This window comes from Amycolatopsis sp., assembly GCF_035546795.1.
GTDB lineage: Bacteria > Actinomycetota > Actinomycetes > Mycobacteriales > Pseudonocardiaceae > Amycolatopsis_E.
The window spans coordinates 23197-35322 of sequence record NZ_DASZWC010000001.1 but is presented as its reverse complement, the minus strand read 5'-3'; the positions used below and the strand labels follow the sequence as shown (position 1 = coordinate 35322).

Annotated in this window: 9 protein-coding genes; 5 read left to right on the top strand and 4 right to left on the bottom strand. The window is 70.2% G+C overall.

Annotated elements, in window-relative coordinates:
• Positions 1-11 precede the first annotated feature (11 nt).
• Entirely contained in the window at positions 12-644 is a 633-nt protein-coding gene (locus tag VHD82_RS00185; RefSeq protein WP_325695541.1) for a TetR/AcrR family transcriptional regulator, read from the bottom strand.
• A 98-nt stretch (positions 645-742) separates the two neighbouring features.
• Here VHD82_RS00185 and VHD82_RS00180 point away from each other — a divergent pair, with 98 nt between their 5' ends.
• From VHD82_RS00180 to VHD82_RS00160, 5 genes are read left to right on the top strand one after another with little or no spacing between them, the layout of a single operon-like run.
• Positions 743-2287, top strand: a complete 1545-nt coding sequence (locus tag VHD82_RS00180; RefSeq protein ID WP_325695538.1) for an acyl-CoA synthetase — start codon at positions 743-745, stop codon at positions 2285-2287.
• A gap of 23 nt (positions 2288-2310) precedes the next feature.
• The gene (locus VHD82_RS00175) at positions 2311-3456 is read left to right on the top strand and encodes a thiolase family protein (protein ID WP_325695535.1); all 1146 of its coding nucleotides are present in this window, start codon (positions 2311-2313) and stop codon (positions 3454-3456) included.
• Positions 3453-4640 carry an acyl-CoA dehydrogenase family protein gene (locus tag VHD82_RS00170; protein WP_325695532.1) on the top strand — a complete coding sequence of 396 codons (1188 nt, stop codon included), beginning with the start codon at positions 3453-3455 and terminating at the stop codon, positions 4638-4640. Before VHD82_RS00175 ends, VHD82_RS00170 begins: the two co-directional genes overlap by 4 nt.
• Before the next feature lie 13 nt (positions 4641-4653).
• Entirely contained in the window at positions 4654-5694 is a 1041-nt protein-coding gene (locus tag VHD82_RS00165; protein WP_325695530.1) for an acyl-CoA dehydrogenase family protein, read from the top strand.
• Positions 5691-6557 (top strand): enoyl-CoA hydratase-related protein, encoded by an 867-nt coding sequence (locus tag VHD82_RS00160; RefSeq protein WP_325695528.1) that lies wholly within the window; start codon positions 5691-5693, stop codon positions 6555-6557. Before VHD82_RS00165 ends, VHD82_RS00160 begins: the two co-directional genes overlap by 4 nt.
• Here VHD82_RS00160 and VHD82_RS00155 read toward each other — a convergent pair.
• The 3 genes from VHD82_RS00155 to VHD82_RS00145 all read right to left on the bottom strand — a co-directional run bounded on the left by VHD82_RS00155 (position 6554) and on the right by VHD82_RS00145 (position 12116).
• A complete protein-coding gene (locus VHD82_RS00155; protein WP_325695525.1) occupies positions 6554-7090 on the bottom strand; it encodes a hypothetical protein in 537 nt (178 codons plus the stop codon). The two genes, VHD82_RS00160 and VHD82_RS00155, sit on opposite strands and share 4 nt — an antisense overlap.
• A gap of 81 nt (positions 7091-7171) precedes the next feature.
• Positions 7172-11638 (bottom strand): HAMP domain-containing protein, encoded by a 4467-nt coding sequence (locus VHD82_RS00150; protein WP_325695521.1) that lies wholly within the window; start codon positions 11636-11638, stop codon positions 7172-7174.
• A gap of 13 nt (positions 11639-11651) precedes the next feature.
• Positions 11652-12116: a response regulator transcription factor gene (locus tag VHD82_RS00145; RefSeq protein ID WP_325695518.1), complete on the bottom strand. Its 465-nt coding sequence runs from the start codon at positions 12114-12116 to the stop codon at positions 11652-11654.
• Between the last annotated feature and the right edge of the window lie 10 nt (positions 12117-12126).

The following is a 12126-nucleotide window of genomic DNA, read 5'->3' as shown; positions in this document are numbered from 1 at the left end:
GACCGAAACAGTCAACGTTGACTGCCTTCGCCGAACAGCATCCCCCGCGCCATTCCCTTCCACAGGGGCACATGCCGATCGGTCGACGGGACACGGGTTTCGAACGCGTAGGGCAGCGCGGCGCCGCGCATACTGGTGAACAGCAGCTCACGCAGCTCGCGGTAGCGGGGATGCGCGCAGACCGCCGGGCCCCAGATCCGGTCGCCCACCTTGTGGATCGCCTCGCGCAGCTGACGTTCGGCCGGGCGCAGCGATCTGGCGAGCGTGCGGTTGGTGCGGGCCGCCGTCCACAGCTCCATCGCGGCCCAGAACGGCGGCTCCTGGAACGTCGACCAGAGCAGCTCGATACAGCGGTCGACGCGGCGCGGCCCGTCCGGTTCACCGGCCAGCGCGCCCGCGACGCGCTCCTCGATCTGCTTCAGGTGCGTGGCCGACAGATGCTGGGCGGCCGCGACCAGCAACTCGTCGCGGGACGGGAAATGGTGCAGCAGCCGCCCGCGCGAAACCCCGGCCTTGGCCTGGATGGCCAAAGTGGACGCTCCCGCATACCCGAGTTCGACCAGGCAGTCCACGGCCGCGTCCAGGATCAGGGCGCGGCTGTCGGCGCTGCGGTCCTGGCGGCTGCGCGTAGCGGGTCGGCTCACCGCGTCAGCGTAGCGCCGCGCGCAGAAACAGTCGGTGTTGACTGTCAGTGGGTTTCCTTGCCACTCTCAAGGCACCCGCCGGTTCGAGGAGGAGCCGCATGTATCCAGGGACCTTCGCCGCGACCCAGCCGGACCGGCCCGCCGTCGTCATGGCCGGTTCGGGTGAGCGCCTGACCTACCGCGAACTGGACGAGCGCTCCACCCGGCTCGCCAACGGCCTGGCGGCAGCGGGGTTGCGCCGCGGGGACACCGTCGCACTGCTCACCGACAACTCGCCCCGCGCCTACGAGGTGTACTGGGCGGCGCTGCGCTCGGGGCTATACGTCGCGGCGGTGAACAGCCATCTGTCCGCGCCCGAAGTCGCCTATATCGTCGGCGACGCGCAGGCCCGCGCGCTCGTGGTCTCCGCGGCGTTGCGCGAGCTCGCCGATGAGGCGGGCAGGCAGCTGCCCGACGTGGAAATCCGCTTGGCGTACAACGGTTCCGTCGACGGGTTCGACGACTACGAGCGGTTCCTGGCCGGCGCCTCCCCGATCGCCCCGGCCGACCAGCCGTGCGGCGCGGACATGCTCTACTCCTCCGGAACCACCGGGCGCCCCAAGGGAATCCGCGTGGAGCTGCCCGATCGCCAGGTGGACGAACCCGGGGACACGCTGAGCCCGCTGCTGGTCGCGATGTACGGCTTCGGCGAGGACACCGTGTACCTCTCCCCCGCGCCGGTGTATCACGCCGCGCCGCTGCGCTACGGCGCGAGCGTGCACCGCGTGGGCGGGACAGTCGTGATGATGGAGCGTTTCGACCCCGATGCCGCGTTGCGGGCCATCGAGAAGTACCGCGTCACGCACAGCCAGTGGGTGCCGACGATGTTCGTCCGGATGCTCAAACTCCCCGAGGAGGTGCGCACCCGCTACGACCTGTCCAGCCACCGGGCGGCCGTCCACGCCGCCGCGCCTTGCCCGGTCGACGTCAAACGGGCGATGATCGACTGGTGGGGCCCGGTCATCTACGAGTACTACAGCTCGACCGAGGGCATCGGCATGACGTTCGCCGACACCGGGGAATGGCTGGCGCGCCCGGGCACCGTCGGCCGCGCGGCGCTGGGCATCGTGCGCGTCTGCGACGACGACGGCCGCGAGCTGCCCACCGGTGAGATCGGCACCATCTACTTCGAGCGCGACGAAGTCCCGTTCACCTACCATCGCGACCCCGAGAAAACACGGCAGGCGCAGCACCCGGGCCATCCGACGTGGTGCACCAACGGCGATGTCGGGTATCTGGACGAGGACGGCTACCTCTACCTCACCGACCGCAAGGCGTTCATGATCATCTCCGGCGGGGTCAACATCTATCCGCAGGAGATAGAGGACGCCCTCGCCCTGCACCCGGCCGTGCTCGACGTCGCGGTGATCGGCGTGCCCGACGAGGAGATGGGCGAAGCGGTCAAAGCCGTCGTGCAGCCCGCGCCCGGCGCCACGCCCGGCCCGGCGCTGGCGGCGGAACTGCTGGAGTACGTCCGGGCGCGCATCGCGCACTACAAGGCGCCGCGCACGGTGGACTTCGTCGGCGAACTTCCCCGCACACCAACGGGAAAACTGGTGAAGCGGCGGTTGAAGGAGCGGTACGCGGCGCCGGTCGCGTCCTGACGGCAGAGCCAAGGAGGAACACCGTGCGAGACGCGGTCATCGTGGAGGCGGTACGTACCCCGGTCGGCAAGCGCAACGGCGGGCTGTCCGGTGTCCATCCGGTGGACCTGTCCGCGCACGTGCTGCGCGGGCTGGCCGCACGCACCGGGATCGACCCGGCCGAGATCGACGACGTCGTGTGGGGTTGTGTCAGCCAGGCCGGTGAGCAGACCGGCGACATCGGGCGCACCGCGGTGCTCGCGGCGGGCTGGCCGGAAAGCGTGACCGGCGTGACCGTGGACAGGCAGTGCGGTTCGTCGCAGCAGTCCGTGCATTTCGTCGCGGCGGGCCTGATCGCCGGGCAGTACGACGTCGCCGTGGCCGGCGGGGTCGAGTCGATGAGCCGGGTGCCGATGGGCTTCTCCGCGCAGGGCGCGAATCCGCTGGGCGAGCAGGTCCTGGCCCGCTACGACGGGGTCCGGCCGAACCAGGGCGTCGGCGCGGAGATGATCGCCCAGCGCTGGGGCTTCTCCCGTACCCAGATCGACGAGTTCAGCCTCGCCTCGCACGAAAAGGCCGCCGCGGCACAGGATTCCGGCGCCTTCGACGCCCAGATCCTGCCGGTCGCCACGCCCGGCGGCACCGTAGTCAGCGCCGACGAAGGTGTCCGGCGCGGGGGCAGCGTAGCGAAGCTGGCCGGGCTCAAACCCGCCTTCAGCGAGGACGGCGTGATCACCGCGGGCAACAGCTCGCAGATCAGCGACGGCGCGGCGGCACTGCTGATGACCACCAGCGAGAAGGCCGCCGAACTGGGCCTGACCCCGATCGCGCGGGTGCACACCGCCGTGCTGGCCGGGGACGATCCGGTGATCATGCTGACCGCCCCGATCCCGGCCACCCGGAAAGCCTTGCAGCGCAGCGGTTTGTCGGTCAGCGACATCGGTGTGTTCGAGGTGAACGAGGCGTTCGCCACGGTGCCGCTGGCGTGGCTGGCCGAGCTCGGCGCCGACCCGAAGAGCATGAACCCGCACGGCGGCGCGATCGCGCTCGGCCATCCGCTCGGCGGCAGCGGGGCGCGGATCATGACCACGCTCGTGCACCACATGCGCGCGGCCGGCATCCGCTACGGGCTGCAGACCATGTGCGAAGGCGGCGGCCAGGCCAACGCCACGATCCTGGAGCTGCTGTGAACGACTTCCGTGCCAGGGCCCGCGAATGGCTGGCCGCGAACGTGCCGGCCGCCGACGAAAACCGCTCGGCCGACGAGGCGGCCGCCACCGCCAAACGGTTCCAGGCCGCGCTCTACGACGCCGGTTTCGCCGGCATCACGTGGCCTGCCGAATTCGGCGGGCAGGGTCTGGGCATGGCCGAGCTGCAGGCGTTCAACGACGAGGCGGCCGCCTTCGACCTGCCCAGCGGCCTGTTCATGATCGGCATGGGCATGTGCGGGCCGACGGTGGTGGATCTGGGCACGCCGGAGCAGAAGTCCCGCTACCTGCGGCCGTTGCTGCGCGGCGAGGAGGTCTGGTGCCAGCTGTTCTCCGAGCCGGGCGCCGGTTCGGACGTGGCCGGCCTGCAGACCCGCGCGGTGCGCGACGGCGACGGCTGGCTGATCAACGGCCAGAAGGTCTGGACCACTGGCGCGCAGTTCTCCGACTTCGGCGCCCTGCTCGCGCGCACCGACCCGGACCTGCCCAAGCACCAGGGCCTGACCATGTTCATCGTGGACATGCACGCGCCAGGGGTGACCGTCCGGCCGCTCAAGGACATGACCGGGCGCGCCCCGTTCAACGAGATCTACTTCGACAACGTGCGGGTGCCCGCCGACGCGATCCTCGGCGAGGAGAACGCGGGCTGGCTCGCCGCGGTGACGATGCTCGGGCACGAACGCGTGTCCATCGGCGGCGGGGTGCGGCGGCGCTACGACCCGCTCGGCTACCGCAATCTCGTCGCGATGGCGCGCGAGCGCGGCCGGCTGGCCGATCCGGTCGTGCGCCGTGAACTCGCCAAGCTGTACACCGAAGAACGGGCTCTCTCGCTGTTCAACGCCCGGCTGCGCCAGGAGGCCGATGCCGGTTCCCCGCCGGGTGCCCGTGGTTCGGTGGCGAAGCTCGCGGGAGCGCGGCTGTTGTGGCACGCCACCGACGTCGCCGGACTGATCGCCGGCCTGGACGCGGCGGCGTGGGACACCGCGGAGGGCGACGAGCTGGCGGTGGCCGTCAACGCGACCCCGGCGGCCAGTATCGCCGGCGGTACCGACCAGGTGCAGCGCACCATCATCGGCGACCGGATCCTCGGGCTGCCAAGGGAACCCGCCGCCGACCGCGATGTGCCGTTCCGCGAACTGCGGGTCGGCACCCAGCGGACGGCGTGAGGAAGGGGCGGACATGCGACTGGTGCTCGACAAGGAACAGCAGGAACTCCGCTCGACGGTCCGGAAACTGCTCGCCGAACAGGGCCGGGTACGCGAAATCCTGGACAGCGGCGAGGGAATCGACCGTCCACTGTGGCAGCTGCTCACCACGGAGCTGGGGCTGGCGGGGCTCGTCGTGCCCGAGTCGTCCGGTGGCGCGGGCGCGGGCCACATCGAACGCGCCATTGTGCTGGAGGAGCTCGGGCGAAGCCTCGCGCAGGTCCCGTTCTTCGCCTCCGCGGTGCTCGCCGTGGACACCGCACAGGCGTTGCGTGACGAGGAACTGGTGCCACGCTTGGCATCCGGTGAGCTGATCGGCACCGTGGCGGTCTCGGGCGACTGGGGCCCGGTGCCGGTGACAGCGACCGAACGCGACGGCGGCTGGGTGCTCGACGGGCAGGCGCCGTTCGTCATCGCCGGTGACGTCGCCGACGTCGTCTACGTCTACACCGGCGAATGGTTCGCGGTCACCGAAGGCTTCGAGCGCAAGGCGTTGCGGACGCTCGACCCGACCCGGCCGGTGGCACGCCTGGAGTTCTCCGCCACCCCGGCCCGGCGGCTCGACGGCGATCCCGTCGGGCAGATCCGGGATCTGGCCGCCGTGGCACTGGCGGCCGAGCAGGCCGGCGGGATGGGCCGGGTACTGGAGATGACCACCGAGTACGCGAAGGTGCGGGTGCAGTTCGGCCGGGCCATCGGGTCGTACCAGGCGGTCAAGCACGCGCTGGCGGACATGTATTCGGCCTACGAACAGGCCGGGTCGCTGGTGCGGCACGCGGCGTGGGCGGCGGACGAAGACCCCGAAGCCCTGCCGCTGGCGGCGGCCGCCACCCAGTCGTTCGTGGGCCCGGCGTACTTCAAGGCCGCGGCCGACGGCGTCCAGCTGCACGGCGGCATCGGCTACACCTGGGAGCACGACGCGCACCTGTACTACAAGCGGGCGAAAACGAGCGAACTGCTTTTCGCCGGGGCCGCCGATCAGCTGGTGCGGCGGCTCGGGCTGGAGCCGGCGTGACCTCTCAGATCAGCTACGCAGCGGCCGACGGGATCGCGACGATCACCCTGGACCGGCCGGACCGGGTCAACGCGTTCACCGCGGTGATGGCCGGCGAGCTCACCGAGGCGTTCGACCGGGCCGATGCCGACGACGACGTGCGCGTGGTGATCGTGACCGGCGCGGGCCGCGGATTCTGCGCCGGCGCGGACCTTTCCGGCGGCGGCGGCACGTTCGACCACGAGGACGGTGTCGACGAGGCACGCGGCCGGTTCGGGGAGATCGACGGCGTGCCACGCGACGGCGGTGGCACGGTTTCGCTGCGCGTCGCGGCCTGCCGCAAGGTGGTGATCGGGGCGGTCAACGGGCCCGCGGTCGGCGTCGGGGTGACCATGACGCTGCCGATGGACGTGCGGATCGCGGCGGAGTCGGCGCGGTTCGGGTTCGTGTTCGCGCGGCGCGGCATCATCCCGGAGGCGGCGTCGACGTGGTTCCTGCCGCGGATAGTGGGGATCTCGCAGGCGATGGAATGGGTGGCGACCGGCCGGGTCTTCGACGCCGCGGAAGCGTTGCGGGGCGGGCTGGTCTCGCGCGTGGTGCCCGATACCGAACTACTGGCGACCGCCGTCGCGTTGGCGCGGGAGATCGCGGACAACACGTCGGCCGTGTCGGTCGCCGTGGCGCGGCAGCTGTTGTGGGGCATGCTCGGCTCCCCCACCCCGTGGGACGCCCACCGCCTCGACTCGAAGGCGATGTTCGAACTCGGCGCGGGCAAGGACGCCGCCGAGGGTGTGACGGCGTTCCTCGAAAAGCGCCCGGCGGAGTTCCCTGCCCGCGTCACCACCGACTACCCGGGCTTCATTCCGCCCTGGCCCAGCCGCTAGCAGCTCGGCACCGAGTTGATCCGGAGCTGGACGCGCTGCAGGAGGCCGCGGATCACGATGCGGGCGGTGGGCCTGACCGTGTGCCAGTACCATTCGGCCCAGTGGAACGCGACCTCGTCGCTGCACGTCGTCCTGGCCTCGAATGTCAACAGGGTGCGGTGTTCGCCGTAGGGCAGCAGGGCGAACCCGATCGCCAGGCTCGCCCGCCGCGGGCCGTCGAACGCGCCGAAGGTGTCGGTGTCCAGGCGCTGCCAGTCCATGAACGGCGTCCAGAACCGGCCTCCCGCGCCGAACACGATCTCGTGGCCCGCCCGCTGCCCCAGCACCGTCCACGGCGCACCGGCGAGCACTTCGTCGAACCCGGGCACGCTCGGCCTGGGCCGCAGCGGGTGCCTGGTCACGGCCAGCAGCGAGGGGTCCGGCGCCGCCACCGTCGCGAAGACCGTCGCGGGATCCGCCTCGATCGCCATGTGCTCCCGCAGGTCGAAATCGAACCGCGGGGTGAACTCGTCGAGCACGGTGACCATCGGCATCTCGCCTCACTTCCGTGCTCCAGCCTTCCGGAGAGGATGCCATCGGTGTAGGGCATTTGGTCACCGCCGAATGCCGAAAAGCTAAGAGACGTTTTCCGGCAGCCACCGGCCGATGCAGGTCAGCAGCTCGCCGGGGTCCACCGGTTTCGTCACGTAGTCGCTCGCCCCGGACGCGAGGCTCTTCTCCCGGTCGCCGGCCATCGCCTTGGCGGTGACCATGATGATCGGCAGGTCGTCGAACCGGGGCATCTCGCGGATCGCCGCGGTGGTGGCGTAGCCATCCATCTCCGGCATCATCACGTCCATCAGGATGAGGTCCACGTCCGGCCGGGCCAGCAGCGCCTCGATCCCCTTGCGGCCGTTGGGCGCGTGGCTGACCGTCATCCCGTGCAGCTCCAGCATCCCGGCGATGGCGAGCACGTTGCGGGCGTCGTCGTCGACGAGCAGCACCGTGCGCCCCCGCAGCCTCGGTGAAGTGCCGCTCTCCCCCGCCACCGGCTGGAGCGCCGTTTCCGATACCTCCGCCGGCGCTTCCCGCTCCGCCCACGCGGTCTCCTTCGGCGGCGGATTTTCGCTCAGCAGCAACACGAAACGCTCCCGCAGCTCGTCCAGTGACGGCAGCAGATCGATCAGGTGGTTGCGCGTCTGCGCGTCCAGCAGCCGTTCCTGCGCCGGGCTGAGCTTGCGGCTCGGGTGCGCCAGCACCGGCACCGACAGGGGCTCGGCCCCTTCGCCGATGCGCTGCAGGAACGTCAGCGCCGACGCGCCGGGCAGGCTCGCGTCGAGCACCACGCACCGGTGCGCGCGGGCGGTGAGCGCGTCGACGGCTTCGTCCGGCGTGGTGACGGTTTCGATGTGCACGGGCCCGTCGGTCTCCCCGAGGTCGGCGACGAACTCCCGGACCAGCAAGGTCAGCAACCGGTTGTCCGGCCCCTCGATGACGAGCACCCGGCGATCGCCGTCCTGCGCGGACCGCGGCCGCAGCTCCGCGCCGCCGAGATCGAACTCCGCCGCCACCGGCAGCCGCAGGGTGAACGTGCTGCCGGTGCCGAGCGCGCTGTGCGCGTGGATCTCCCCGCCCAGCAGGTTCGCCACCTGACGGCTGATCGACAGCCCGAGCCCGGTGCCGCCGTAGCGGCGGCTGGTGGTGCCGTCGGCCTGCTGGAACGCGCCGAAGATCGTCTCCAGGTTCTCCTCGGCGATGCCGATCCCGGTGTCGGTGACCGAGAACTCGACGCGCGTGTCGTCGCCGTCGGCCGGCCGCACGCCCAGCTCCACCCGGCCCTTCTCGGTGAACTTGACCGCGTTGGACAGCAGGTTGCGCAGCACCTGCCGCAGCCGCTGCTCGTCGGTGAACAGCTGCTCCGGCGCGTCGGCGGCGACGGTGACTTCGAAGTCCAGCCCCTTCTCCGCGGTCAGCGGCTGGAACGTGGTGGCGACGTAGTCCATCAGCTGGACCAGCGGAACCTGCTCGGGATGGATGTCCATCCGGCCGGCCTCCACTTTGGACAGATCGAGGATGTCGTTGATCAGCTGCAGCAGATCGGTTCCGGCGGACTGGATCACCTGCGCGAACTCGACCTGTTTGGCGGTCAGGTTCTGGGTCGCGTTCTGCGCCAGCACCCCGGCCAGGATCAGCAGGCTGGTCAGTGGGGTGCGCAGCTCGTGCGACATGTTCGCGAGGAACTCGGACTTGTACTTCGAGGCCAGCGCCAGCTGCTGCGCGCGTTCCTCGATCTCCTGGCGGGCCTGCTCGATCTCGAAGTTCTTGATCTCGATGTCCCGGTTCTGCCGGGCCAGCAGCTCCGCCTTCTCCTCCAGCTCGGCGTTGGACTGCTGCAGTTTCACCTGCTGCGCCTGCAACTCACCGGAGCGGGTCTGCAGTTCGCCCGCGAGCCGCTGCGACTCCTCCAGCAGCGCGTCGGTGCGGGCGTTGGCGATGATCGTGTTGACGTTGACGCCGATGGATTCCATCAGCTGTTCCAGGAAGTCGCGCTGCACCGGGGTGAACCGGGTGAAGGAGGCCAGCTCGATCACGCCGAGCACCTGGTCCTCGAACACGATCGGCAGCACGATCAGGTTCACCGGCGGGGCGCCGCCGAGGCTGGAGGAGATCTTCACGTAGTCCGGCGGGGTCTGGTCCACCACGATCGGCCGCTTGGTGCGCGCCACCTGCCCGATCAGCGACTGCCCGAGTTCGAAGCTGACCACCTCGTTGGTGGCGTGCCCGTAGCTGGCGAACAGCTGCAGCACGGGCCGGTCCGGGTCCATCAGGAAGAACGTGCCGTGCTGCGCGCCGACCAGCGGGGTCAGCTCGTTCATGATCAGCTGGGCGACCGCCCGCAGGTCACGATGTCCTTGCAGCAGACCGGAAGTACGCGCGAGGTTGGTGTTGAGCCAGTCCTGTTCCTGGTTGGCCATCGTGGTCTCGCGCAGGGACTGCACCATCGCGTTGATGTTGTCCGACAGCTCGGCCACCTCGCCCTTGGCCTCGACCGAAATCGAGCGGGTCAGGTCGCCGGTGGCGACCGCGCTGGCCACCTCGGCGATCGCGCGCACCTGCCGGGTCAGGTTCCCGGCCAGCTCGTTGACGTTCTCGGTGAGCCGTTTCCAGGTGCCGGACACGCCTTCCACCTCGGCCTGCCCGCCGAGCCTGCCTTCCTTGCCCACCTCGCGGGCCACGCGGGTGACCTCCGCGGCGAACGACGAAAGCGTGTCGACCATCGTGTTGATCGTCGTCTTGAGTTCGAGGATCTCGCCGCGCGCGTCCACGTCGATCTTCTGCGACATCTCGCCGCGCGCGACGGCGGTGGTGACCTGGGCGATGGAGCGCACCTGGTTGGTCAGGTTGTTGGCCATCGAGTTCACGTTGTCGGTCAAGGACTTCCACGTGCCCGCGACGTTGGGCACCCGGGCCTGGCCGCCGAGGATGCCCTCGGTGCCGACCTCGCGGGCGACACGGGTGACCTCGTCGGCGAACGCGGAGAGCGTGTCGACCATCGTGTTGATCACCTGGGCCAGCGCCGCGACCTCACCCTTGGCCTCGACGGTGATCTTCTGCGACAGATCCCCGCGCGCCACCGCGGTGGCCACCGACGCGATCGAGCGCACCTGGTCGGTGAGGTTGTCGGCCATGACGTTCACGGATTCGGTCAGGCCCTTCCAGGTACCCGACACACCCTTCACATCGGCTTGCCCGCCAAGGCGCCCTTCGGTACCCACCTCCCGGGCGACGCGCGTGACCTCGTCGGCGAACGCGGACAGCTGCCCGACCATCGTGTTGATGGTGTCCTTGAGTTCCAGGATCTCGCCGCGCGCGTCGACCCGGATCTTCTGCGACAGGTCACCGCGCGCGACGGCCGTGGTGACCTCGGCGATCGAGCGCACCTGATCGGTCAGGTTCGCCGCCATGACGTTCACGGATTCGGTCAGGCCCTTCCAGGTACCCGACACACCCTTCACATCGGCTTGCCCGCCAAGGCGCCCTTCCGTACCGACCTCGCGCGCCACGCGCGTGACCTCGTCGGCGAACGAAGACAGCTGGTCGACCATCGTGTTGATCGTGGACTTCAGCTCGAGGATCTCGCCGCGGGCGTCGACGGTGATCTTCTGCGACAGGTCACCTCGGGCGACCGCGGTGGCGACCTGCGCGATGGAGCGCACCTGCGCGGTGAGGTTGCCGGCCATGAAGTTCACCGACGTCGTCAGGTCACGCCACGTGCCCGCGACACCGGGCACCTGCGCCTGGCCGCCGAGAATGCCCTCGGTGCCGACTTCCTTGGCGACGCGCGTGACCTCGTCGGCGAACGACGAAAGGGTGTCGACCATCGTGTTGATCGTCGATTTGAGTTCGAGGATCTCGCCGCGGGCGTCGACGGTGATCTTCTGCGACAGATCGCCCTTCGCCACCGCCGTGGTCACTTCCGCGATGGAGCGCACCTGCGCGGTCAGGTTGCCGGCCATGAAGTTCACCGACGTCGTCAGGTCACGCCACGTGCCCGCGACACCGGGCACTTCGGCCTGGCCGCCGAGAATCCCTTCGCTGCCCACTTCGCGGGCCACCCGGGTCACCTCGTCGGCGAACGAGGAGAGCTGGTCGACCATCGTGTTGATGGTGTTCTTCAGCTCCAGCAGCTCGCCCTTGACGTGCACGGTGATCTTCTGGGTCAGATCGCCCTTGGCCACGGCCGTGGCGACGCTGGCGATGTCCCGCACCTGCGCGGTCAGGTTGCCGGCCATCGCGTTGACCGATTCGGTGAGATCCTTCCAGGTGCCCGACACGGCGGGCACGGACGCCTGCCCGCCGAGCTTGCCGTCGGTGCCCACCTCGCGCGCCACGCGCGTGACCTCCGAGGTGAACAGCGCCAGCTGGTCGACCATGCCGTTGAACACGGTCGAAATCTCATCCAGCAGCACGTCGCCCACCTGCGGCAGCCGGGTGCTGAAATCGCCGTCGCGGACGGACTTGAGCCCGTCGAGCAACTGCTGGAGGCGTTCGTCGTCGGGCACCCGGTCCGCTCCGGCCGGTGCCTGCGTTCTCGGTGTCATGATGGCCCCCTCGTCAGCGGCGCAGCCGGTGATCGGGCAGGTCGACGTCGAAGGCGTCTTCCCCGGCCGCGACCTTGCGGATGGTGGCCACGAGGTCCTCCAGGAGACCGGCCTTCAGCAGCAGCCCGGCCCCGCCCGCGGCCGCGACCCGCTCGATCACCGACCGGTCCGCGCCGCCGGTGAACACGAGTACGCGGGAATCCGGGCTCTGCTCGCGCAGGCGCCCGATCGCCTCGATGCCGTCGCCGTCAGGCAGCCGCCGGTCCAGCAGCACCACGTCGGGCCGGTGCTTCCCCGTGGCGGCCAGCGCCTCCGCGACCCCGCGCGCCTGGCCGACCAGCTCGATGTCGGGCACCGTTTCGAAGGCCGACCCGAGCGCGAGCGCGACCTGGGAATGGTCCTCGACGAGCAGTAGCCGGATCGGACCGGTTTCCGGGCCGGACGGTGACGAGGTGGGCACGTGCATCATCTCCCGCATTACCCGATCG

Bases quoted from the DNA above. Each gene is read 5' to 3' on its own strand.
- VHD82_RS00145 (WP_325695518.1), bottom strand. From the start codon at position 12,116: ATGCGGGAGATGATGCACGTGCCCACCTCGTCACCGTCCGGCCCGGAA.
- VHD82_RS00165 (WP_325695530.1), top strand. From the start codon at position 4,654: ATGCGACTGGTGCTCGACAAGGAACAGCAGGAACTCCGCTCGACGGTC.
- VHD82_RS00155 (WP_325695525.1), bottom strand. From the start codon at position 7,090: ATGCCGATGGTCACCGTGCTCGACGAGTTCACCCCGCGGTTCGATTTC.
- VHD82_RS00150 (WP_325695521.1), bottom strand. From the start codon at position 11,638: ATGACACCGAGAACGCAGGCACCGGCCGGAGCGGACCGGGTGCCCGAC.
- VHD82_RS00180 (WP_325695538.1), top strand. From the start codon at position 743: ATGTATCCAGGGACCTTCGCCGCGACCCAGCCGGACCGGCCCGCCGTC.